This window comes from Mucilaginibacter sp., from assembly GCF_028288185.1.
In the GTDB taxonomy this organism is placed as follows: domain Bacteria; phylum Bacteroidota; class Bacteroidia; order Sphingobacteriales; family Sphingobacteriaceae; genus Mucilaginibacter.
In genome coordinates this window covers 169,375-193,051 of the sequence record NZ_JAQBOF010000029.1, presented here as the reverse complement: position 1 = coordinate 193,051, position 23,677 = coordinate 169,375, and the positions used below count along the sequence as shown (strand labels likewise).

The 23,677-nt window shown below is 45.0% G+C and carries 18 protein-coding genes; 15 read left to right on the top strand and 3 right to left on the bottom strand.

Annotated features, from left to right (window positions below):
• Positions 1 to 53: 53 nt before the first annotated feature.
• The 5 genes from serC (at position 54) to JWQ34_RS13155 (ending at position 4,706) form a co-directional block, all read left to right on the top strand.
• On the top strand, positions 54 to 1,112 hold the full coding sequence (gene serC / locus JWQ34_RS13175; protein WP_299357760.1) for a 3-phosphoserine/phosphohydroxythreonine transaminase: 1,059 nt from the start codon (positions 54 to 56) through the stop codon (positions 1,110 to 1,112).
• Positions 1,099 to 2,238, top strand: a complete 1,140-nt coding sequence (locus JWQ34_RS13170; protein ID WP_299357759.1) for a DUF1015 family protein — start codon at positions 1,099 to 1,101, stop codon at positions 2,236 to 2,238. The genes serC and JWQ34_RS13170 overlap by 14 nt, the downstream gene beginning before the upstream one ends.
• Positions 2,225 to 3,217, top strand: coding sequence for an NAD-dependent epimerase/dehydratase family protein (locus tag JWQ34_RS13165; protein WP_299357758.1), 993 nt, complete (start codon positions 2,225 to 2,227; stop codon positions 3,215 to 3,217). The genes JWQ34_RS13170 and JWQ34_RS13165 overlap by 14 nt, the downstream gene beginning before the upstream one ends.
• Complete coding sequence (locus JWQ34_RS13160) at positions 3,214 to 4,077, top strand: sigma-70 family RNA polymerase sigma factor (protein WP_299357757.1); 864 nt, start codon at positions 3,214 to 3,216, stop codon at positions 4,075 to 4,077. The genes JWQ34_RS13165 and JWQ34_RS13160 overlap by 4 nt, the downstream gene beginning before the upstream one ends.
• A 62-nt stretch (positions 4,078 to 4,139) precedes the next feature.
• Positions 4,140 to 4,706, top strand: a complete 567-nt coding sequence (locus JWQ34_RS13155; protein WP_299357756.1) for an RNA polymerase sigma-70 factor — start codon at positions 4,140 to 4,142, stop codon at positions 4,704 to 4,706.
• A gap of 117 nt (positions 4,707 to 4,823) precedes the next feature.
• Here JWQ34_RS13155 and JWQ34_RS13150 read toward each other — a convergent pair whose 3' ends face one another.
• The 3 genes from JWQ34_RS13150 to JWQ34_RS13140 are packed head-to-tail and all read right to left on the bottom strand — an operon-like array spanning position 4,824 to position 9,316.
• A complete protein-coding gene (locus JWQ34_RS13150; protein ID WP_299357755.1) occupies positions 4,824 to 6,752 on the bottom strand; it encodes a hypothetical protein in 1,929 nt (642 codons plus the stop codon).
• A 20-nt stretch (positions 6,753 to 6,772) separates the two neighbouring features.
• Complete coding sequence (locus tag JWQ34_RS13145) at positions 6,773 to 8,080, bottom strand: hypothetical protein (RefSeq protein ID WP_299357754.1); 1,308 nt, start codon at positions 8,078 to 8,080, stop codon at positions 6,773 to 6,775.
• Positions 8,081 to 8,089: 9 nt separating this feature from the next.
• Complete coding sequence (locus JWQ34_RS13140) at positions 8,090 to 9,316, bottom strand: hypothetical protein (RefSeq protein ID WP_299357753.1); 1,227 nt, start codon at positions 9,314 to 9,316, stop codon at positions 8,090 to 8,092.
• A 162-nt stretch (positions 9,317 to 9,478) separates the two neighbouring features.
• Here JWQ34_RS13140 and JWQ34_RS13135 point away from each other — a divergent pair, with 162 nt between their 5' ends.
• The 10 genes from JWQ34_RS13135 (at position 9,479) to JWQ34_RS13090 (ending at position 23,597) form a co-directional block, all read left to right on the top strand.
• Positions 9,479 to 10,516 (top strand): FecR family protein, encoded by a 1,038-nt coding sequence (locus JWQ34_RS13135; protein WP_299357752.1) that lies wholly within the window; start codon positions 9,479 to 9,481, stop codon positions 10,514 to 10,516.
• Positions 10,517 to 10,777: 261 nt separating this feature from the next.
• Positions 10,778 to 14,245: a SusC/RagA family TonB-linked outer membrane protein gene (locus JWQ34_RS13130; RefSeq protein ID WP_299357751.1), complete on the top strand. Its 3,468-nt coding sequence runs from the start codon at positions 10,778 to 10,780 to the stop codon at positions 14,243 to 14,245.
• Positions 14,246 to 14,281: 36 nt separating this feature from the next.
• The gene (locus JWQ34_RS13125) at positions 14,282 to 15,655 is read left to right on the top strand and encodes a RagB/SusD family nutrient uptake outer membrane protein (RefSeq protein WP_299357750.1); all 1,374 of its coding nucleotides are present in this window, start codon (positions 14,282 to 14,284) and stop codon (positions 15,653 to 15,655) included.
• 62 nt (positions 15,656 to 15,717) lie between these two features.
• Complete coding sequence (locus JWQ34_RS13120) at positions 15,718 to 17,073, top strand: hypothetical protein (protein WP_299357749.1); 1,356 nt, start codon at positions 15,718 to 15,720, stop codon at positions 17,071 to 17,073.
• 10 nt (positions 17,074 to 17,083) lie between these two features.
• Positions 17,084 to 17,533: a protein-disulfide reductase DsbD N-terminal domain-containing protein gene (locus JWQ34_RS13115; protein WP_299357748.1), complete on the top strand. Its 450-nt coding sequence runs from the start codon at positions 17,084 to 17,086 to the stop codon at positions 17,531 to 17,533.
• A 70-nt stretch (positions 17,534 to 17,603) separates the two neighbouring features.
• Positions 17,604 to 18,287: a DUF4369 domain-containing protein gene (locus JWQ34_RS13110; RefSeq protein ID WP_299357747.1), complete on the top strand. Its 684-nt coding sequence runs from the start codon at positions 17,604 to 17,606 to the stop codon at positions 18,285 to 18,287.
• 13 nt (positions 18,288 to 18,300) lie between these two features.
• Positions 18,301 to 21,102, top strand: coding sequence for a pitrilysin family protein (locus tag JWQ34_RS13105; protein ID WP_299357746.1), 2,802 nt, complete (start codon positions 18,301 to 18,303; stop codon positions 21,100 to 21,102).
• Between the two features lie 3 nt (positions 21,103 to 21,105).
• Positions 21,106 to 21,573 carry an Lrp/AsnC family transcriptional regulator gene (locus tag JWQ34_RS13100; RefSeq protein ID WP_299357745.1) on the top strand — a complete coding sequence of 156 codons (468 nt, stop codon included), beginning with the start codon at positions 21,106 to 21,108 and terminating at the stop codon, positions 21,571 to 21,573.
• 90 nt (positions 21,574 to 21,663) lie between these two features.
• The gene (locus JWQ34_RS13095; RefSeq protein ID WP_299357744.1) at positions 21,664 to 22,581 is read left to right on the top strand and encodes an NAD-dependent epimerase/dehydratase family protein; all 918 of its coding nucleotides are present in this window, start codon (positions 21,664 to 21,666) and stop codon (positions 22,579 to 22,581) included.
• Positions 22,575 to 23,597 (top strand): PLP-dependent cysteine synthase family protein, encoded by a 1,023-nt coding sequence (locus JWQ34_RS13090; RefSeq protein ID WP_299357743.1) that lies wholly within the window; start codon positions 22,575 to 22,577, stop codon positions 23,595 to 23,597. Before JWQ34_RS13095 ends, JWQ34_RS13090 begins: the two co-directional genes overlap by 7 nt.
• Positions 23,598 to 23,677: the final 80 nt, after the last annotated feature.

Here is a 23,677-nt window from a genome sequence, read left to right as displayed (position 1 = left end):
GTAGTTTTTCTGACCATAACCGCCAACCTTTACTTCACCAAAGACTATCAACCATGCTACAAAAACACAATTTTGGTGCAGGACCCTGCATTCTGCCGCAACCCGTTTTGGACCAGGCCGCCTTAGCCGTTAAACGCTGGGACAAGGCCGGCTTATCCGTTTTAGAAATCTCGCACCGCTCGCCGGAATTCGAGGAGGTCGTTAAAGAAACTGAAAACCTGGTGCGCGAACTACTGGACGTTCCGGAGGATTATAGCGTGCTGTTTCTACAGGGCGGGGCCAGTATGCAATTTTGCATGGTGGCGATGAATTTCCTCCAAGGCAGCGGTAAAACCGCCGCTTATTTGGATGGCGGTTATTTCGGCGAAAAGGCCATTAAAGAAGCGCGCTTATTTGGCGACGTCCAGATAGTCGCTTCGGGGCACACGTATATACCAACGGACTACACGATACCGGCAGACTCGGCTTATTTCCATTGTACGAGCAATAACACCATTGAAGGCACCGAGATGTTTGCCTTCCCGGAAACGGGCGTGCCGGTCATTTGCGATATGTCTTCGGATATATTTAGCCGGAAGGTGGATGTTCGCCAATTCGCTTTGATCTATGCCGGCGCGCAAAAGAATATGGGGCCCGCCGGTATGACGCTAGTGATTGCCAAAAACAGTTTTTTAGACAGGGTCAACCACGCGGTACCCTCGATGCTGGATTACCGGGTCTACCGGGACAATGGTTCGCTGTATAATACGCCGCCGGTTTTTTCGATCTATGCAGCGATGCTGAATTTGCGCTGGCTGAAAGACCGCGGCGGGGTGAAATTCGCCTGCCTGGAGAACCAGGCCAAGGCCCAGTTGTTATATGATGAAATTGACCGCAACCCGCTGTTTTATGGGTTGGCCGAAAGGCCGCATCGCTCGGTAATGAATGTGACATTCCGGATGCAGGACGAAAGCCGGGAAGCGGACTTTTTAGCTTATGCGGCGGCGCAGGGCATGGTCGGTATCCGGGGTTACCGCACCGTTGGCGGCTTTAGGGCCTCTTTATATAATGCTTTGCCGTATGCGAGCGTGCAGGCTTTGGTGAATTGTATGAGCACCTATGGCAACCATTAAACCTTTTAGGGCGATACGGCCCGCTCATGCGGAGCTAACCGGGCAGTTAAAAGACTTGCTGGAAGCGGGCGCGCGGGCGCGTCCCGAAACGCCGGAAGGACAAATCGCAGCCTACTCGGATATTCAAGAGACGTTGCGGGAACTGCTGAAGAGCGGCCAACTGTTAAAAGAGGAAACACCGGCGATCTATATCTATGAAATGGAACACCCTGCCTATCGCCAGACGGGTATCTGGGCGCTGACGGCCTTAGAAGATTACCGGAGCGGCCGGATCAAACGGCATGAACTGACGCTGAAGGACAGTGTCCGCCGCCTGAAAAATTATCGCGCACATACCCGGCTGGAAGGCAGCCCGGTTTTACTGACCTATGTACCCGATGCGGAAATTGACCAAATGATCAGCACCTTCAAATGTGAACCAGCTTTCAGTAGCTTGATAGATGAACAAGGCAATCACCGTCTTTGGCGAGTGGAAGATTGCCAGCCATTGATCGACGCTTTCGCCCGGCTTGGCCCGGTCTATGTGGCAGACGGTCATCACCGGCTGGAATCGGCTGCTGAATTAAGCGGCGACATTAAGAGTTTTGGCAAACCGGTCTATGATAGCCTGTCTACTTTATATATGTCCGCTACCGAGTTACGGAGCCGGGATTATCATCGGGCAGTTATATTGGCAGCGCCGGTAGATACGGCCAGGTTACTCCAGCAATTGTCCTGGAATTTCGCTATTCGGTCCACCAAAGAATTGGTCAGGCCTACAAAAAAACACCAGTTCGGCATGCTGATTGGTGGCGCTTGTTATGAGTTAACAGCCAAGGAAGGCGGTGTCGACGCGGCGATCTTACAGGACCGCGTGTTGTGGCCTTTTTTTGGGATCAGCGACCCTAAGGCGGACCCGCGTTTAAAATGTATCGGCGGCGGGCAGGCGATGACGGCGCTATTGGCGTTTATAGCGGAACATCCCTGCTCGGTCGCTTTTACGCTTTACCCTATGGCCGTTACCGAACTGCTGGCGGTCGCCCGTGCTGGCGAGATCCTGCCGCCGAAGTCGACCTGGATCGACCCCAAAGTGCCTTATGGTTTAATCCTCTATCAACACGAACCTTTAGCTTATGAAGCTTACTAAAATTTTGGTGATCGGCGCCTGCGGGCAGCTCGGTACCGAGTTAACCGTCGCCTTACGACAAAAATTCGGTACCGAGCAAGTTATTGCAGCGGATCAGAAACCGCAGGATAATACCAGCGGTCCCTATGTGCAGCTTGATGTGCTGAATTTCGGCGCGATGGCGGACCTGGTACGTAAGGAACAGGTTACGCAGGTCTATTTATTGGCCGCCATTCTTTCGGCAACGGGCGAACAAAATATTCACCTGGCCTGGGAACTCAATATGCAGGGCCTGATCAATGTACTGAAGATCGCCGCGGCGCAGCACCTGGACAAAGTTTTCTGGCCGTCGAGCATCGCCGTATTCGGCCCGGGTTCGCCACGGTATAATTGCCCGCAAAATACGCGGATCGAACCCACGACTATGTATGGGATCAGCAAAAGGGCCGGCGAGTCCTGGTGCAGCTATTATTTTGAAAAATTCGGCGTGGATGTACGCAGCCTGCGTTATCCCGGCCTGATCTCGCACGCAGCCAAGCCTGGCGGCGGCACAACGGATTATGCCATCGACATCTTTCACCAGGCCATCCAACAAAACCATTATACCTGTTTTCTGAAAGAAGATACCTGCCTCCCGATGCTGTATATGGAAGACGCAGTGCGCGCGACGCTGAAGCTGATGGAGGCACCCGAAGAAAGTATCAAGATCCGGACGTCCTATAATCTGGCGGGTATGAGCTTTGCACCTTGCGATATCGCCGCGGCGATCAGGCGGCATATTCCCGGCTTTACGATGGCTTATGAACCGGATCACCGGCAGGTAATCGCCGATAGCTGGCCGGCCAGTATCAGGGATACACAGGCGCGGGAGGAATGGGGCTGGCAACCAGCCTATACCCTGGAAACTATGGTCGCTGATATGCTGGCGAATTTGAACCCTAAACAAACGGTGAAGTTTTGTGATGATAATTATGTATTCACGCGGCTGGATGAACCATGAGGGAATTGCAGATCGGTCAAAGTATCACCAACGAGGAAACACGCTCGGTAGCCGCTTATTTTAACGAGGTCGGGAAGCTTGGGCTACTGACCCAGGAAGAAGAGGTAGCGCTGGCGCGGCGCATCAAAGCAGGCGATAAGGTTGCGCTGGATAGGCTGGTTTGCACGAACCTGCGTTTTGTGGTTTCCGTGGCAAAGAAGTACCAGCACCAGGGTTTGCCTTTGGCGGATTTGATCAGCGAGGGAAATTTGGGCTTGATCCAGGCAGCATTGAAATTCGACGAAAGCCGGGGTTTTAAATTTATTTCGTACGCCGTATGGTGGATCAGGCAAAGTATGCTGGCGGCGATCAGCGAACAATCGCGGATAATCCGCTTGCCGCAAAACCTGGTGAATGTATTGACCAAGACCAATAAGGCGGCGGCCTGTTGGGAGCAGCAGCAGGAACGGCAACCGACGACGGAGGAACTGGCCGGTTTTATGAAAGAAAACCCGGTGCATGTAGCCGATGCTTTGTATTTTGCGCCGAATACCACTTCTTATGATGCTACCTATAATTTGGACAATGAGGCTTACGGTCCATTGGACCGGACGGCTTGCACCGATGCACCAGCGGATCAGTTGATACAGAAATTAATGATCGCGCAGGAACTGGAAGAACTATTAACTCGTTTAACCGAACAGGAAAGCGAGGTGCTCAAACTGACCTATGGCCTTTGTGGCGAAATGGAACAGACGCCGGCTACTATTGCGGAGTTGATCGGCATGAGCATCCCGAGTGTGCATTATATCCGAAAACGGGCGCTCGAAAAACTGCGGCTGGAACCCGCCGCGCAGGAATTGGCAAAGCTTAACAGCTAATTTACATTGGGTTATTTCCTTTGCTGTAATTATTTCGGTAAATTCGTCAGACGATTAATGCTATGGCAGCGCTGGAGACCCTTTCTGATCAGGAATTGCTGGACTTGGTAAAACAGGACCAGGAAACTGCTTTTGAGGAATTGTACCTGCGGTATGATGCGCTGTTATATAGTTATGCCTTCCGAAAGTTGCAGGATAAGCTGGAGGCGCAGGATGTAGTGCAGGAGGTTTTTATTGCGCTGTGGAACAAACGCGCAGATTTCGAACTCAAAACGACTTTACAGGGGTATTTATATAAATTGGTGCTGAACCGAGTGCTGGATATTTTTAAACACCGGACAATCAGGACGGCGTATGCGAACCGGTACGTGAAGGTTGATAGCGCCGAAACTGACTTTTTGTTGCGGGAGAATGAGTTAATCGCGCTTATAGAAAAGGAAATTGCCGCTATGCCGCCTAAGATGCGGGAAATTTATATTCTCAAGCGTAAACAATACCTTTCCAGTAAGGAAATTGCGGAGCAACTGGGTATCTCGGAACATACCGTTAACACGCAAATGAAGCGCGCGCTTCATCACTTGCGTGTCAAACTCGGTATCCTGGTTTACCTGCTTTATATTTTTCATTAATTCAAGGAATAGTGCACAACGGAAACCGCGCTGTACGCGCACAAAATTCAGCAGTTCCCATCAAACTCCTTTATTTTACCCGTTTAGAAGCGTTTATATGCGTTTAAGTGAGTATCGTTAGTTTGAGCGTTTAACGAGGTAAGGCCGGTCTTCACCTGGTTTAGGGGGCTCTTCATCTTCAAAATCATCAGTTGTGGCAGAGCCTGAAAGTCCGTCAGGAACTGCTTTAGGAGCAGGTAGTTCTGTGGCTAATTTAACCAAGTGGCCGTATTTGTCATTAAGTTCGTCCGCTTCACTAATGAAACCGGCGTTTCGGTATAGTTTTTCGATCTGAATAAGCATCTGATCAAAAAGTTGATCCAGGAACTGGTATTCATGGCGCGCGTGCACAAGTCGGATATGCTCCGGTGTTCCAAAAGTGAGATCATCGGGATGCGGCCCCAAAATATGGCGATATTTTAAAATAATTCGTTGAATATTTACCGCAGTACACCTGGCGTAAGAGGTAAGGATTAAACCAATCAACACAATCGTTTCAGCATTAATTTCTAAGGTGGCGCAAAGCTGGCCAAATTGTTCAGAGAATATACCAAAATCACTAGCCAGACTAAACAGTACTTGGTTTTGCGCTAGTTCCTTGCCGTAGGGACCAACGTGGTCTTGCGCTTTTCGCGCGGTTTCCAAATTAAATTCTTCATTGAAATTTAAGGTATAATTCGCGCCCAATTGCTGAACCACGTATTCATAAAAGTGGTTCATAAACATAGGTTTAGGTATGCCGGTTAGGCCGACCAGCATCGGATCGGGATCAAAAAGCGGAAAAGGATTAAAGTCCGTAAATATGGCGAGGCGCACTGGTGACACGCTTAGCAACTCTATGAATTCCTTACTGACTTGAGGATCGTTATAGTCGATAATGGTTTCTAATATGATGGCAGAAAGCCGTTTAATTTCCCACTGGTCGAGACCACCAGTATAAATGAAACGTACTTTCAAATATTTTTTAATTACTTCATAAGCCCGTTTGGTATGATCGGCCTTATCCCGGTTACGCAAGACGATAATAAATTCTTGTAAATTTTGATAAATTGATACGGCATTTTTGTTACGCAGTGTCCGGGTAACTTCGATGTATTCCGTACCATATAAATTGCGAAGGATTGGAAAAGTGTACCTCAAATAAGTGTCTGACATGGCCAGCTTATATACTTGATCCATTTCGCCGGCTGAAAGTGAGGCCGCAATCTTACCCAGTTCTTTGAAGCGTTGCTGCCGTTGATATACTCGTTTTTGGGTTAAGTCGGTGCGCGGCCTTGCAAGGATGAATCCCGGAGTATTGGTGAATAATTCTTGAAAGGATTGCCGATTGAAGCCGAACTGCAAATTCTCCAAGCGTATGCGGTCTGCCTGTGTCAATACCGTCGACCCGGCAATAATTAGGCGTAACGCTTCAGCTGGCGAATAGGGCTTCCCGGCGTTACCAGTCATGGGTTGCCCCCAGGTTGGGAACGCCGAAAGTATTTCATTGCCTCTGAGTTGAATCCTTATTTTGAGTACTTTGAATGGATCGGGGCTTTTGGTATAGCCGATAATATAATCTGGCGTAGTTTCTTCCGTATCCTGGTTTTCTAATGCATCTACTATAGCTTGGACAACGGCAGTTTCATTATAGCCTTTTGGAAATAGTGTTTTCCAGAGATAACCGGATTTATGATAATCTTCGGCCATGCGTGTTAGTCTTGCCGCATTACTTTGGAAAGCACTTCGTGGTAACTTTAACAACATGACCCCATTGCTCATTTCCCGTACAAAATACCAATCCTCACCTGCGGCGTCATTAAAGAACAAACCGTGTTTTATATCAGGACGATGTTGCAAAAACTGTTCCCAAGCCTTCCAGGTATGCAAGCCGCCAGCCAGGATCGTTGTCAGAACAGTCTTGCCTGCAACTTTGTCTTGGCGGTGTGAAATATCTCCCTCCAAAATATGATGCAACGTTGCATTGGTTAACAAGTAATTCTGTGATGGGCCCAAGTGTCTATCCATAAATAAAATTTAGCTGGTGGTTATAAATAATCATGTTTAGGATGCAGGCTGATCTCCTCTTTTAGAATCAGCGGCAGACATATAAAGATATGAATGAGCACGGCCATCACCAGTTGCAAAGAAATTAGATCGGCGGCAGGTTGGGCAAACATGATATCTGAAAGTGATTTCAAAACCACGCCCGCTAAAATTATGACCGAGAAGCAGACAAGGAAATAGGAAAAGACAAAGGGTAGCCCTTCCTCATTTTTGCTGACGATCTTATACAGTTCTGGTAAGACGTTATGCTGCACATCCGAGGAGATATCCAATAATAATTGGGGATAATAGGCTGACTTCGCATATTTATCCGGATCAAATTTTTTAGCGGCAGCTTTTACTTCGCCGCCATAATAGCTATTAGTGAAATGAAACGCCTTTTCATAATCTTGTTTCTCATTATCGAATACATACCAGATCAGGTTGTTCTCGATGAACCAGGTCCATCGTTCCAACTCTCGTAGCGAATAAATATGATCATCGTCCCGCAAGTATCGGTTGCTGTCATTGCTCCAGGCCACTAATTGAAGGTAGAGTTTTGGAATAATCTCGCCATAATCAGACTTTAATACCCATTTGCTAAAGCGTTCGACCAATTCATCGTTGTCCCAGTCCATGTCAGCGATCTCCGCATAGCAAATAGTTTTCTTTAGACTTAGGCCATAACTTAGAAATTTGCTATCGGGCCATAAACTCCAGTCGCCGATAAGACTATCACATACCTCGCGAAAAGCAGAAATTTGCCGGGACAGCGCACGTACTTTGCCTATTCTGCCTGATTTCTCTTGACGGATGGCGATGGCTTTAGTGACCAGGAACGTGACGATCAAACTAGATAGTAGGATACAAATATTCAGGAAAGCATCGCTCACACTTTGGACGTGTTTATTAAAATCAGGGGGCAATTGTTTAATGCATAGAAAATAAATAATGGTAATATAAAAAGGCACCAATGCAATAAACAATGCATACACTAGCGGGTGTTTGGCCGCTTCCCAATAGAGCCATTCAGTAAACATTTCCCATGGATTCGGGTAACTGGTATGATAGCGTTTTCCATTGATCTTAACATCCAGTTCGAATTTAAGGTATCTCCATTTTAAGCCATTACGCAGGGCTTTAACAATCAGTTTGGCATCAACATCCGTGGTTAGCTCAAAAGTAATCTTATCAGTTTTAATGGCAAGACTGTCCATAAAATCTTTGGGTAAAGCGATACCCAACTCATTTAAAAGCCCATAGATCAAATTAAGCAAGCCGATCTCGTAGTCGATTTTTCGTTTGGCCATCTTCAATAGCTATTTAGGCAAATGAAAGGAAATTACGGCAAGGTCGATCTCCCGATTGCGGTCACCGTTAAGGTGGAATTTGTAATTGAACCAGGTCTCATCGGTTGGCGGCAGCGCTTTGACAAAATTTGGGTGCGTTGGCGCGGCCTTTGCTATGGTAGTCAGTACGTCAGAAAATTCTTTGTTCTGAACAAAATTGATTACGGCAACCTTCGAGTTGCGCCAGGTCAGGTAACTCAGTAATTGATCAATGGTCTGCAAAAACACCTTTTCGCCTTTCCAGTACTTACATTCCGCAACAAATACCACCGAACTATCATACCGGAGCGAGACATCCGTTTTGCCAACTTTATTGAATGTCTCGCCGCCGGCGCTGCCAAGTTCGAAATTGGGGTCAAGGATGAGCAAGATATGATCCCGAATATCTTCTTCACTTTTACCAGTATAAGTTGAAGGCAAGCGTTCAAAGTTTTTGCCGACATCATTAATGATCTTTAATATCTTTCGGTAGTTATCATCATCTAACGCGGGTTCCGGTTTGAAATTCTTTTCATGAACTACAGGCTTAACGATAATTTTTTCCTTTAGTTTAGGATTGGGCACCGCAAAAGTTTGCGGTATGTTATCTTTCTTTTTGATAGGTACGCCTAAAGAGGCCAGCAGATTACTTTTTTGGAGCAGTTGCTGTTTGCGGTTGTCTATGGTGTATTTAATATAGCTCGTTAGGCCTTCATTGAAGGTTTTGCAGTTTGCCTGAATGTTGCCATAATTGCTCGAAAGATCACGAACCGACTCGTCATAACGCTGTTTGATACGAACAGGATCGTTATAAAAATTGATAACTTCGATGAGCAGACATTTCTGTTGTTCGTTGAAATTGGCATCATAGGACATTAAACTAAACGGATTCGGCCGCAGTTGTAATAAGTTGATGTTGCCTGTATAGGGTATATGGTAAATTATGGCTTCTTTTCTGAAGGTCTGATTCCGGTCTGTGATAAAAAATTCATGAGGAAATCTGGAACCATAAATGTCCTGTTCTTCCGAATCAGCGTATACTTTTTCAAAATGGAATTCTGGCACATCCAACTGGTATGTTTGAAATAGATGGGTGGTATAATCATCTATATTGACATTTAAAATGTAAGCGTCGCTCTGTGAATTAATATCATTCAATATTCCCTTTCTGTACTCATCGGCAAATGCATCAAAATAGTTTCCGGTATATAATTTCATGTGATAAGAGTTTAAGAAAACACAAGGTAAAAATATTTTTTCACCCTTTGTACCTAATGCCCTTTTCAGAATCGTCTTTGTTCTGAAATGGAGAAAAAAGACATTACCGTATTACTGGATAAGGTCAAGGCTGGGACGGCTTCGCCGGCTGAGGAAGCGGCGGTGCAGCGCTGGCTGCATGGCTTGAACGAGGAAGGCGCGTCCGGGTTATCCGATGATGACCTGGCGCAGGGTCGTGTGGCCATGTGGCAGGCGATAAAAGCCGCACAGGGCACTAAGGTGCGCCCGTTATGGCCTCGCATCGCGGCGGCGGCTTCGATTATTATTGCCTGCTCGGTTGGCGGTTATTTCATTTTACATCAGCCTAAGACTGAACAAGTCGCTTTACTTAAACCAGGCACCTTTAAGAATGACGCCTTACCCGGCAATAAAGCGATCCTGACTTTAGGCAATGGTCAGCAGATCGTGGTAAGCGCAGCTAAGAACGGCATGATCGCACAGCAAGGATCGACCAGTATTTCTAAAACTGCTAATGGCGGTATCGTCTATGCGGCCAGTAACAACGATCAGACATTAACTTATAATACTTATACCGTTCCACGCGGTGGTGGTAAGCACTCGCTGGTTTTAGCTGATGGTACTTTGGCTATTTTGGATGCGGCTTCTTCTATCCGTTACCCGACGGCGTTTAGCGGCAAAGACCGAAAGGTCGAAGTAACCGGTCAGGTTTACTTTGAAGTCGTGCACAATGCAAATAAGCCATTCTTTGTGACGGCGAAAGGCCAGACGATTGAGGATATCGGTACGCATTTTAATGTAAACGCTTTTGATGATGAGCCTGGGCTAAAAACCACCTTATTGGAGGGCAGTATTAAAATAGCCGGTAAACTATTAAGACCGGGACAACAGGCCGTACAAGTTGACGGCAGACTGAATATCTTAAATAATGTGAATACGCAGGAAGTGGTCGCCTGGAAGAATGACCTGTTTATGTTTACCAATAACACCACGCTGCCGATCGTGATGAAGCAACTCGGCCGATGGTATGACCTGGAAGTTATTTACCAAGGTTCCGGCAAACCATACCACTTTGGCGGGGATATGCCGCGCAGTTCCAAACTATCAGACGTATTAAAAATATTAGCCTACAGCGGGGTGCAATTCTCGGTTGACGGCAAGAAAATCATTGTTTATCAATAAAGCGCCTATGAGAAGATAATTACATAAGAGTAAATTACTGCACCAGGGATGGAAAGTAATGGCCATAAAAAAACCGGGACCGACTACTAATCGGGACCGGTAATGACTTAGGCCGAACCAGACAATTTTGACGAACTGTATTAATTCTTTAACCCTAATCATTGCAAAACTATGCAATTAAACGCTCTTTGCAAAAAAGGGACGCTTTTCATAAGAAAAAGCCCCTGCAAACTATTGTTCACCCATAAAACGCTTCTTTGTATGAAGATCACTGCGTTTATCTTACTGGCATTTTGTATTCAGGTCAGCGCGACTACGCTGGCGCAGAATGTCACCTTATCGGAACACAAAGCCCCGCTTGAAAAAGTGATCAACGAGATCAAACGACAAACCGGCTATTCATTCTTTTATAACCAGGACTGGTTACAACAAGCGCAGCCGGTGGACATCACCGTAAAAAATGTCCCGTTGGATGCAGCGCTGAAAAACTGTTTTGCTAATCAGCCATTTGATTATGCGATCGTCAACAAAACGATTGTTTTAAAGCTTAAGGAAAAGAAAAGTATCGAAAAAACAGAGGCCGCGATCCCAGTAACGGTATCAGGCCGGGTAACCGACTCTCTCGGAACTCCATTGATCGGCGCTACTATTAAGGTCAACAATGACAAGAATTACCTCACCAATGAAAAAGGTGAGTTCAGTCTGGATGCCAATTCGGGTGATGAATTGACTATTACCTATATCGGATACCGGACTTTCAATACCAAAGTTGTACCGAATATGTCCTACTTGGACATAACGATGCGCGCAAGCACCAATAAATTAACAGAAGTAGTAGTCAGCACAGGTTATCAAACCCTATCGAAGGAGCGCGCCACCGGATCCTTTGTTCTGATTGACAACAAGTTATATAACCGCGAAGTCTCAACAGATGTGCTAAGCCGTTTGAATGGTATCGCTAATAGCTTATACTTCACTGATGCAAGCGAAAGCCAATCAGCGAATAATATATTTATTCGTGGTTTAAGCACGATCAATGGCGGTACGACACCGCTTATCGTAGTGGACAATTTCCCCTATGCCGGCGACATTAATAATATCAATCCTAATGATGTTGAGAACATTACGATACTAAAAGATGCCGCGGCTGCCTCCATATGGGGCGCAAAAGCAGGCAACGGCGTAATAGTGATAACCACCAAAAAAGGCAAATATAACCAACCGTTCCAGGCTACTTTAACCACGAACATCACCATCCAAAACAAACCGGACCTTTTTTATAACCGGAACTTTCTCAACTCCAAAGATTTTATCAATGTCGAGCAGTTTTTATATGGTAAGGGCTTTTATGGCTCGGACCTTACGTCGTATGACCATCGGGTCATTTCACCTGTTGTCCGGCTATTAGCTGATCAGGACGCTGGGTTAATTAGTTCCGCGTTGGCTAAATCGAAGATCGATTCAATGCGTACCCTTGACAACCGAGCCCAACAAGAACAATATTTTTATCGAAAGGCGGTAACGCAACAGTATAATTTGGCATTGACCGGCGGCACTCAAAGCGTAAACTATTATTTATCAGTTGGATATGATCGACACCTCAGCCCGGCAATCGGCAATGACTACAACAAACAAACCATACATAGTTATACGAATTTAAAACCTACCAAGAATCTGGATGTACAGGTGGGTATGGATTATACGCATCTGTCTTACAATCAAAATGCTAATAACCTAAGTAATTTTTATGCTGGCGGAGGAAAAGGAGGGTATTATCCTTATGCCATGCTCACCGATGCCAATGGCAATCACCTCGCTTTGCCTAAAAACTATGATAAGGCTTTTACAGATACCGCCGGTGCTGGAAAGTTACTTAACTGGACTTACCGACCACTTGATGAAAATGCTAATTCTCATAACAATGCCCAAACAAACGACATTTTAATGAATATAAAACTGCAATATGCGCTCACCAAAGCTTTAAGCTTCGGCCTCGCCTATCAGTTTGAAAAGAATATTTTTCAGTATCAACAAATTCGCGGCCCACAATCATACTATGCAAGGAACTTAATTAATCAGTACACGCAACGAGGATCAGGAACTGATTTTATTTATCCAATTCCTTTGGGGGGTATCCTCGAGCAAACTAATAATAACCTAACTACTAATAATGTCCGCCCTATTCTAAGTTTTAATAAAAACTGGAACGGCGTCCATGAACTGACGGCAATTGCTGGTATGGAAATAAATCAAACTCATGTAATTTCAAATTCACCGTCTACAATTTATGGGTACAATGATGACTTATTGACTTTTACGAATGTAAATTACAATCCTGATTATTACCCTTTCTTTGATGACATTGGTGGTGCTTCAGGTATTCCAACTGGGGCTGGATACTCAGACGTACTAAATCGCTTTGTGTCTTACTATGCCAATGCTGCTTATACCTACAAAAACCGATATACCATCTCCGGCAGCATCAAAAAAGACGAATCAAATCTTTTTGGGGCTAATACAAACCGACGCGGCGTACCTCTTTGGTCTACTGGTGTAAAATGGAAGTTGTCAGATGAACCCTTTTATAAATTTAAATGGTTACCCGATTTGGTGCTGCGTGCCAGCTACGGCTTCCAGGGTAATGTTGTCAATTCGCTCTCTGCTTTATCAGTAATTGGATATTCAACGGGTGCATCTGCAACAAACCTTAATTACGCAGGTGTGAGATATCCCAGCAATCCGGATCTGCGTTGGGAAAAAGTTGGACAACTAAATGTTGGTTTAGATTTTGGATTTAAAAATAATACGGTAAGCGGCAGTTTTGAATATTTTCATAAAAACGCCGTGGACTTGATAGCATCAGCTCCGGTAGATTATATTAGCGGTTTTACACAATTAACACAGAATGTGGCTAATCTTTCCAGCAAGGGGATTGATCTCCAATTAAATATAAAATGGCTTGATCATCAGTTTCGCTGGCTTACTCAGATCAACGCGAATTATGTTACCAGCAAAGTGACTAAATATTTGCTGCCAAGAACATCGTTCGGTTCCTTAGTGGGCGGTGGAGGCAGTATTAACCCCCAGGTAGGCTATGATCCTTATACGATCTTTAGCTATAAGTTTGCAGGGTTGGACCCAGCTACGGGAGATCCACAAGGGTATGTTAATGGCCAGGTCAGCAAAGATTACACAAAACTAACTAACCCGACGTCGATCGATAATCTGGTTGAGCAAGGTACTCGTCGTGCTCCGTATTTCGGAAATATCATGAACACTTTTTCGTGGCAGGGTTTTACATTGTCAGCTAATGTTCTTGGCAGATTTGGCTTTAACTTTAGAAAAACTACGATCAATTACTATGACTTATTTAACTCCTGGAATGGAAACGCTGACTTCCTGCAACGTTGGCAAAAACCAGGCGATGAATTAATAACGACTATCCCATCGATGACTTATCCGGCAAATAATAACCGTGACCGTTTCTATGCTCTTTCGACAGCTACAGTCCTTAACGGTAATTTCATCCGCTTACAGGACATCAATTTCGGCTACGATATTAACTCGATCAAGTTTGGAACTTACACCCTCAAAAAGTTGACCGTTTATATATATGCCAATAATTTAGGCATTATTTGGAAAGCGAATAAAGAGGGAATAGATCCTGATGCAGTCAACGGCTACCCCGTGCCGCGAACGATATCATTTGGACTTCGCACTACTTTCTAAGTAATTCATTATTTAACGCTATTAAATCCACATACGATGAAAACGATAACCCGTCATACCAAATTACTTTTAACAATAGCCTTATGTTGCTTGATATCCTCTTGCAAAAAATACTTGGATGCAAAAACTGATAAAACGCTTGTACTTTCCAGTTCCATAAATGACGCACAAGCACTTATGGATAATTATTTTTTATTGGGAGTTTCTATATCTAGCGTGGGCATTACCATGGACGATGATTATTCAATACTGGATTCCTATTATGACATAAGAACAGTTACTGAACGGCTTCAGTATACATGGGATAAGCAGGCAACTACTGGCGATTACGATTTTTCAGAGTCGTACACAGCGATAGTAAATTGTAACGTTGCCTTAGAGACCCTGAATAAAATAAAGCCGGGAACTTCAGATATTACTGCCTATAACTTAGCGAAGGGGTCGGCTTTATTTTATCGCGCCTACAGGCATTATATATTGATGAGTATTTATTGTTTACAATATGACAAGGCCACTTCAGGCACTGATTTGGGTATTCCATATAAAATATCGTCAAATCTTAATGACAAAGCTATCAGGCCCTCCCTTCAATCCAATTATGACGCGGTCATAACTGATTTGAAAACAGCAGCAGAGATTTTGCCGACAAGCACGATTTTTCCGACTCGACCAACAAAACAGGCAGCCTACGGTCTTTTGGCTAGAATTTATTTGTCTATGAATGACTATCCAAATGCATTATTGCATGCCGATGCATGTTTAAAAATCTACAACACATTGCTTGATTATAATAATTTTAACCCGTCAGGTACAGCAACACCATTTAAACGATTTAATGCAGAAGATATTTTCCATAATACATCTTATGCCACGGGTTTCTATATATTTACTAGAGGTAATATTTATGCTGATTTGTACAATTCTTATGATGCCAACGATTTAAGGAAGTCTCTTTTCTTCGCTAAAAACCCCAATGGATATTATGGTTTTAGAGGCGCCTATGACGAAAACGCTAACCAAGGAGCTTATGGTGGAATTGCGACAGACGAAGTTTATTTGATCCGCGCAGAAAGCTATGCACGGGCAGGCAATACATCTGCCGCGATGAGTGACTTAAATACCCTGTTGCTAAAAAGGTGGCGAAACGGCTTTTTTGTCCCCCTTAATGCCACAAATGCAAAAAACGCGTTGGACATCATTTTGGCAGAGCGACGAAAGGAACTTGTCCGTCGCAATAATTTAAGGTGGACCGATCTTAAACGGTTAAATAAAGACCCCAATTATGCAAAGACCCTTACTCGGACTGTTCATGGTCAAACATATACTTTACCGCCGAATGATCTTCGTTATGCCTTACTAATCCCACCAACAGAGATCGCACTTTCAGGTATGCAACAGAACCCGAGATAAACGATTTCACTATTCACGCCCTGGCTTTAATTTTTGAAGTTGGGGCTATAAAATTAATCATTATGAAACTAAAATTAGGTTTTGCCGGTGCAATACTTTGCTTATTAATTGCCAATATTGCTAAGGCACAAAGTATTAAGCCATTAAAAGTTGGCGACAAATGTCCCGAAATAATAATCGGAAATATGCTGAATAGTAAATCTTCTGCTGTTAAACTTTCAGCCCTTAAAGGGAAATTAGTGATCATCGAACTGGCGACCGTTTATTGCGGGCCTTGCAAGGAAACCGCTCATAAACTCGATTCGTTAAGGAAGAACGTATTTGGTGAACGCCTTTATCCAATATTCGTCACCTCAGAAGAACGCGAGAAGGTCAATGTGTTTTTACAGAAAGATCCTATCGGTAAAACGTTAGGTTTCCTATACGTGTACGGTGACAAAAAGCTAACGAAATATTTTCCGCATACTTTTACACCTCACGAGGTATGGATTAACCAGAAAGGTGTTGTCATTGCCATCACCGACCACCATTATGTAACTAAAGAGAACATTCAAAAGGTGCTTAATGGTGAGGCTGTCGATTGGCCAGTAAAATATGACGCTTTTGACGATAAAGCCCCATTAATAGTGCTCAACAAAGCCAACTTTCCGATGATAAAGGATATGCCACGTTTAATCACCTACAGCGCATTTTCCAACCATATCGATGGGGTAAGTTCTTCCTTTTTATTAAAATGGAACCCAAAGCCGATATATGGCGATTCCAGCGATCGTGTGCGGATCAGCATGGTTAATTTGCCCGTCGTTGTTATGTATTTATGGGCTTTTGACAAGGCTTACACTACTTTCCCTATTAGCCAATTAATTCTGGAGGTCAAGGATAAAAGCAAATACAGCTCTAACGGACGTTTAACTGGAGATAATCTTCCGCCGTCAACAGATCAGGTGGTATGGAATAAAGAGAACACCTACTGCTATAATGCAGAATTCTTGCAAACAGTGCCTGAACATGAGGTGCGGAAAAATGTTTTGGCCCAACTGGATTATTCATTGGGTGTACACGGGCGCCTAGAAAAGCGGCAAGTCGATTGTTGGGTACTTTCCGGCAATTTAAAATCTAATTTTCCATTCAAAAAAGAAGTACCGATAGATTCTATCTATGACGTAAAAAACCGACCAGCGGGTTATGCCATTATAGGAAACCTGGTCTGGTATGCCAGCCGTGTTCCGAACAATCCTCCATTTCTCAGTGAAGTAACCGTGCCTGAACAAGTTCGGGTGTGGATTACTAAACAGGTTTTGAGCGATATCGATCAATTAAATTCAGCACTAAACAAGTATGGCTTGGTCGTCAAAAAAGCCAAACGGGAAGTGGAAATGCTGGTGATCACCGAAAACGGCTATATCAATAAACCCTAAATCAATTGAAATGAGATCAAGGACCACAATATCGGTTTGCATGCTTATTTGGAGCGCCACTGCATTCGGGCAAATACTTGTACCGGTGAAATGGAGTTATGCGGCAAAAAAAACAGGCGACCATGAAGCAGTCTTGTTTTTTAAAGCGATGATAACACCAGGCTGGCACATCTATTCAGTTAACCAAAAAGAAGGCGGGCCTTTAAAAACTTCTTTTAAACTGGCAAGATCCAGCAGCATCATGCGAGAAGGAAATGTCAGCGAACCGGAACCGGTCAAGAAATTCGAAAAAGCGTTTGAGATGGATGTTTTCTATTTTGAAAACGAAGTTGTATTTCAGCAAAAGATTAGGTTAAAGGCCGGCCAAACGATAGTCAAAGGAACGCTGGAGTATATGGCTTGTAACGATGAAAAGTGCCTGCCACCGGAAACGATTAGTTTTAATATTCCAGTAAAATAATAAACACCAGCAAAAGATAATTAAGCTTTTACAACGAAAGTCTAGCTACGGCTTTGCCTAAAAATAAAATATGAAAAAAATATTTTCACTGATCTTACTTTATCCGCTGGCTTTATTCGCCCAGCCGGTTACCTGTAAAATAAGCATAAAGATCACCGACTTAACATCACCTGCTGTATTGTATATGAGAATGGGCAACCATACCGACACCCTACACACGACAAATGGCCAAATGACCTGGAATAAAGATATTGATCACCCACAGCAAGGCGTGCTCACCATCGATTACACCGGCAATAAACGCTCCGACTATCAACCACTATTTTTAGCGAATGGTCATATATCCATAACCATATCCAATCCCGATGGACCTTATCAGGCAACGGTCGACGGGCTCAGCGAAGCCGTAAGTTACGAAAACGATTTATGGAAGCCGGTCCATCTTCAAAACGAAGCTATAAATGAACTTAAAAGGGACTACACAGATGCGGTAAATAAAAGATCAAGCGACACCCTAACGCGTCATACCCTAATATTCGAAGCCGTTAAAAAGTGTTTCGATATCCCCAGGCAATTTATCAAAACGCATCCCACTTCGCTGCTCAGTATCGAAGCCCTGAAATATATGGGCAACGGCGATCCGACCAATGCCGACAGGTTAAATGAATTAAAAGCATTATATGCCTCATTAAGTCAGAAGGTTAAAGAAAGCCCAGAAGGAATAATTTACCAAAACAAACTAAATCTTAAATAAGCAGATAGCCGAAATGAATGTAACCAGAAAAAAATCTATTTTAATCGTTGCCGGCTGCTGCTTGCTAACCAATTTTGTTACAGCACAGAACTTGCCGCTGGATCCTGCCGTAAAGACAGGCAGATTGACGAACGGCTTTACCTATTACGTTCGACATAACACCGAACCAAAGAACCGGGTATATCTATACCTGGTGAATAAAGTTGGGTCCATCCTGGAAGATGAAGACCAACGCGGGCTGGCCCACTTTATGGAGCACATGAGCTTTAACGGAACGAAGCATTTTCCTAAAAATGAACTGGTGGATTACCTGCAAAAGTCTGGCGTACGTTTTGGCGCGGACCTAAACGCCTATACCAGTTTCGACGAAACGGTGTACCAGTTGCCGCTACCAACGGATAAGCCCGAGTTGCTAAAAAACGGTTTTGAGATCATGCGAGACTGGGCGCAGGAGGCGACCTTAGGCCCGATAGAGATCAACAAGGAACGCGGTGTGGTACTCGAAGAAAAACGTTTGGGCAAAGGCGCACAGGAACGGATGCGCCTGGCCTACTGGCCGGTGATCCTTAACCATTCCCGTTATGCCGAGCGGTTGCCAATTGGCCTGGATACCGTACTTAATCATTTTAAACCCGAAGCCCTGCGTCAGTTTTATCATGACTGGTATCGACCAGATCTGCAGGCCCTGATCGTAGTCGGCGATATTGATGTGGCGGCTACGGAAAAGCTCATCAAAACTCAATTTGGAAATTTAAAGAACCCGGCAGCTGAAAAGAAACGCGTAAAATATAATGTTCCGCTGACTGGCAAAAACAATTTTATTGCGGTAACCGATAAAGAAATGACCTCAACGGTAGCAGAGGTTATGATTAAACACCCACTACCTTCTTTAAAGACAGCTACAGATTACCGGGACGCTATAGTACAAAGCCTGTTCAATCAAATGTTAGGCCGGCGTTTAGCTGAACTAACCCGGCAGTCCGATCCACCGTTTATCGGCGGCAATGCGGGTATTGGCGGCTTTATTGGTGGATTAGCCAGTTTTGATGCCAGCGTCACCGCCAAACCAGGTGAACTTGAAAAAGGATTCAAGGCCATCTGGCGGGAAGTTGAAAGGGTAAAACAATTTGGCTTTACGGCTACTGAACTGGACCGGGCGAAATCGGCTTACCTCAATCGTATGGAAACGGCGCTGAAAGAAAAGGATAAGACCAATTCGGAAAGCTATGTGAAAGAATACCAGGAGCATTTTCTAAAGGAAATCGCTGCTCCTGGGATAGGCAAAGAATTTGAACTGGTGAAAGAAGCCTTACCGCAAATTACCTTGAAAGAAGTGAATGGTTTAGCGGGTCAATATATTACGGCCATTGACCGCGATATTATCTTTCTGGCCCCGGAAAAAGACACGGGCACCCTACCCAATGAAGCAACGGTCAATAGTTGGTTGAAGTCTATTGAACAGGAACTATTGAAGCCTTATGATGACCAGATGAGCAACCTGCCGCTTCTGGCACACCAACCAATTCCCGGTAAAGTCGTTAAGCAAGAATATGATCCTAAGTTGGGTTTAACCACCTTAACGTTAAGCAACGGCCTGAAAGTTATTCTGAAACCCACGGATTTCAAAAACAACGAAATCATTTTTAGTGCATTTGCTCCCGGCGGAAACTCCCTATATCCTGATAGCGAATTTCAATCAGCGGCAAATGCCAGCGCGCTGATTTCAGCCAACGGGGCAGGTAACTATAACCCTACCCAATTGAGCAAATATTTAGAAGGCAAACAATTGAGCGTCCAACCCTATATCAGTGAACGATTTAATGGGATCAACGGTGGCTCGACCGTAAAAGACTTTGAAACGGCTTTGCAGCTGATCTACGCGAAATTTACTGAACCCAGGAAGGACACAGCCATTTTTAAAGGCATCATGGAGCGCAGCAAAGGTACTTTGGCTAATCGCGGTAATAATCCAAATAGTGTTTTCCAAGATACAATTACCGCTGTACTAGGGAACCATCATTTCCGCCGGATGCCACCGAGTTTGGAAAAACTGGGTCAAATCAGTTTAGACAAATCTAATGCGATCTATCAGGAAAGCTTTGCGGATGCGGCTAATTTCACCTTTACTTTTGTAGGCAGTTTTAGCGCCGATACAATAAAACCCCTTTTGGAAAAGTACCTCGGTTCTTTACCCAGCATCAACAAGCACGAAGAGGCCAAAGATCTACATATCCATGTACCGGAGGGGGAAATTGAAAAGACAGTTTATAAAGGGACAGAGCCGAAAGCAACGGTTCTCTTGGTTTACGCTGGCAAATTTGACTACAGCCAGGTGGAAAAGATCGCCTTAGACGCGCTCAAAGAGACGCTCGAAATACGGCTCCTGGAAAGATTACGCGAAGAAGAAAGCGGTGTATACAGTCCAGCCGTATATGTGAGCACAAATAAATACCCGGAAGCCAGGTATAGCCTGACTATACAATTTGGTTGCGCCCCTCAAAACGTAAAAAAATTGATCGCTTCTGCACAGGATGAGGTCAGGAAATTGTGTACAAAAGGCCCGTCACCGGAAAACGTGGACAAGTGGCGCAATGAAGAAAAAACAGCCACGGAAACGCAACTGAAAACCAACGGCTTTTGGCTAGGCTATTTGACCCTTCAGTTACAGAACAAAGAGGAAGCCAGCGAGATCAACAGCTATTATCAGCTATTGGATAAGCTCAAGCCCGCGGACGTGCAAGTGATAGCGGCGAAATACCTCGGTGGTAAAAATTACATTCAGTTGGAACTTTTGCCGGAAACAGCAAAGAAATAAGCGATGAATAACGGAAAGCTGGATGAGATAGACCGGAATATCCTGAACGTGCTGCAACAGGATGGCCGTATCGAGACGCAGGAACTGGCTAAGCGGGTGAATTTATCACGCACACCCGTATCGCTTCGGTTGGAAAAGCTGGTAGCGTCCGGTGTGATCCGTGGCTTTACCGCCTTACTCGACCGTGAAAAAGTCGGCTGGCCGGTATTAGCCGTAACCCATGTGAAGCTGGAGAAACAGACCACCTTGTTGCTGGCGGAGTTTGAGGAACTGGCGTGCGGGATGCCTGAGGTGCAGGCTTGTCTGCACGTCTCGGGCGACTGGAACTTTATTATGCTGGTCAGTTCAACCACACCACAGATTTACTTTAATTTCCTGATGGAAAAGATCAACTGTTTGCCGAATGTGGCCCATACCGATAGCTCCTTTGTAATGAAGGAGGCAAAAAGCCAGGGGCCACTGCAATTGTAGGCGTAACGCCTAAATGAAGCCCCCAGACAGACATAAAGTGCAAAGAGAAACAAATCAATTTGTTAAGGCCCGAAAACCGGAAATTCAACTATGAAATATGCAATACTGGTGATTGGCGCCTGCGGGCAACTCGGAACCGAATTAACTCGGGCGTTGCGGAAAAAACATGGTTGGAAGAGCGTGATCGCAGCGGATATCCACCCGGCGATGGATGCGGAAGGTTTATATGTGCAACTGGATGTGTTTAACAAGAAAAAACTGGCTTATATAATTGCTCATCGGGGTGTTAAACAGCTATATCATTTAGCGGCGGTTTTGTCGGCTTTGGGAGAACAAAATCCGGCAAAAGCCTGGGACGTTAATATGCAGGGTCTGTTGAACGTACTGGAAGTCGCTAAAGAAAATAAGGTCTGGCAAGTGTTCTGGCCAAGCAGTATCGCGGTATTTGATAAAAATGGAGAACTCAATCCATCGACGGTTTATGGGATCAGTAAGGCGGCGGGTGAATATTGGTGCCGGTATTATTTTGAAAAACATGGGCTGGATGTGCGCAGTTTGCGTTATCCCGGCCTGATCAGCCACCGGGCCAAACCTGGGGGCGGGACAACCGATTACGCCGTGGAAATTTTTCATGAGGCGGTGAATAAGGGGAGTTACGATTGCTTTCTCAACAGGAAATCCACCTTGCCCATGATGTATATGCCGGATGCGGTGCGGGCGGCGCTGGAACTGATGGATGCACCGGCAGCAAGCATTTCGGTACGGACAGCTTATAATTTGGCGGCGATGAGTTTTTCACCGCAGGAACTGGCCACGGAAATAAAGCGGCATTTGCCGGATTTTGAAATGGCTTGTAATCCGGATTTCAGTCAGGCCATTGCGAACAATTGGCCAGTCAGCGTGAGTGATTACCGCGCCCGGCGCGACTGGGGCTGGCAGGAGGAGTATGATATAGCCCGGATGACGGAAGATATGCTGGTGAATTTAGGGCAGAAGGAATTATGTTAAGAGAGAACCAGGCCAAACTGGCCAATCTCTGGCAGCTGATCGGCCATAGTAAACTGATCGAGGTCCGCTACCGTTACCGGGGCAGGCCATTACAGCGTGTGTTGGTGAAATGTGAGCAGGGGCATTTGACGGGCAGTATTAAGGACCGGATGGCCTTATACATTTTAGAAAAGGCTTATGAACTCGGGCAGATCAAACCAGGCGACCAGATCGTAGAGGCGACTTCGGGGAATACCGGGATTGCTTTTGCGGCAATTGGTACTAAGTTGGGGCACCGGGTGAAAATTATTATGCCGGATTGGATGAGTAAAGAACGGATCGAAATATTAAAAGCTTACGGTGCTGAAGTAGAGCTGGTGAATAAGGAAGAAGGCGGGTTTTTAGGGAGTATCAAAAAAGCGGAGGCGATGAGTTTTCATGACCAGGTTTTTTTACCAAGACAATTTCAGAATAAGTATAATGTGGAAGCGCACGAGCGAACAACCGGACGCGAGATTGACCGTCAACTTTTATTCTTAAAATTAAAACCGCAAGCATTTGTAGCGGGCGTTGGTACCGGCGGTACGGTGATGGGTGTTGGTGGGTACCTGAAAAGTATTTATCCCGAGTTAAAGATCCATCCGCTGGAGCCTGCCGAAAGCCCGACCCTGACCACGGGGCATAAGATAGGCTCCCACCGGATTCAGGGAATCAGCGATGAATTTATACCGGCCATCGTCAACCTGAAAGCGTTGGACAAAGTTATCCAGGTCAATGATGGTGACGCTATCATCATGGCGCAACGTTTAGGTAGAGAACTCGGGCTGGGTGTTGGCATTTCTTCCGGCGCTAACCTGCTGGGCGCCATCAAAGTCCAGCAAGAACTCGGAAATAATAAAGTGGTCGTCACGGTTTTCCCGGACAGTAATCAAAAATATTTGAGCACCGCCCTTTTTCAGGATGAACCACCAAAAGCGGGTTATTTAAGTTCGGAAATTAAACTGGAGGGCTATACCATCCATGATAAAATTATTTAGAAACTAAATTGGTTAGTTCGCGTTTTGGCTGCCCCCGCTTATGACGGGGCGCCATTACTAAAAAGTCTTCGCTTCGTTCT

What these genes read in the sequence shown, in the direction of transcription:
- serC (WP_299357760.1), top strand. Translation starts at nt 54, where the DNA reads ATGCTACAAAAACACAATTTTGGTGCAGGACCCTGCATTCTGCCGCAA.
- JWQ34_RS13170 (WP_299357759.1), top strand. Translation starts at nt 1,099, where the DNA reads ATGGCAACCATTAAACCTTTTAGGGCGATACGGCCCGCTCATGCGGAG.
- JWQ34_RS13165 (WP_299357758.1), top strand. Translation starts at nt 2,225, where the DNA reads ATGAAGCTTACTAAAATTTTGGTGATCGGCGCCTGCGGGCAGCTCGGT.
- JWQ34_RS13160 (WP_299357757.1), top strand. Translation starts at nt 3,214, where the DNA reads ATGAGGGAATTGCAGATCGGTCAAAGTATCACCAACGAGGAAACACGC.
- JWQ34_RS13155 (WP_299357756.1), top strand. Translation starts at nt 4,140, where the DNA reads ATGGCAGCGCTGGAGACCCTTTCTGATCAGGAATTGCTGGACTTGGTA.
- JWQ34_RS13150 (WP_299357755.1), bottom strand. Translation starts at nt 6,752, where the DNA reads ATGGATAGACACTTGGGCCCATCACAGAATTACTTGTTAACCAATGCA.
- JWQ34_RS13145 (WP_299357754.1), bottom strand. Translation starts at nt 8,080, where the DNA reads ATGGCCAAACGAAAAATCGACTACGAGATCGGCTTGCTTAATTTGATC.
- JWQ34_RS13140 (WP_299357753.1), bottom strand. Translation starts at nt 9,316, where the DNA reads ATGAAATTATATACCGGAAACTATTTTGATGCATTTGCCGATGAGTAC.
- JWQ34_RS13130 (WP_299357751.1), top strand. Translation starts at nt 10,778, where the DNA reads ATGAAGATCACTGCGTTTATCTTACTGGCATTTTGTATTCAGGTCAGC.
- JWQ34_RS13125 (WP_299357750.1), top strand. Translation starts at nt 14,282, where the DNA reads ATGAAAACGATAACCCGTCATACCAAATTACTTTTAACAATAGCCTTA.
- JWQ34_RS13120 (WP_299357749.1), top strand. Translation starts at nt 15,718, where the DNA reads ATGAAACTAAAATTAGGTTTTGCCGGTGCAATACTTTGCTTATTAATT.
- JWQ34_RS13115 (WP_299357748.1), top strand. Translation starts at nt 17,084, where the DNA reads ATGAGATCAAGGACCACAATATCGGTTTGCATGCTTATTTGGAGCGCC.
- JWQ34_RS13110 (WP_299357747.1), top strand. Translation starts at nt 17,604, where the DNA reads ATGAAAAAAATATTTTCACTGATCTTACTTTATCCGCTGGCTTTATTC.
- JWQ34_RS13105 (WP_299357746.1), top strand. Translation starts at nt 18,301, where the DNA reads ATGAATGTAACCAGAAAAAAATCTATTTTAATCGTTGCCGGCTGCTGC.
- JWQ34_RS13100 (WP_299357745.1), top strand. Translation starts at nt 21,106, where the DNA reads ATGAATAACGGAAAGCTGGATGAGATAGACCGGAATATCCTGAACGTG.
- JWQ34_RS13095 (WP_299357744.1), top strand. Translation starts at nt 21,664, where the DNA reads ATGAAATATGCAATACTGGTGATTGGCGCCTGCGGGCAACTCGGAACC.
- JWQ34_RS13090 (WP_299357743.1), top strand. Translation starts at nt 22,575, where the DNA reads ATGTTAAGAGAGAACCAGGCCAAACTGGCCAATCTCTGGCAGCTGATC.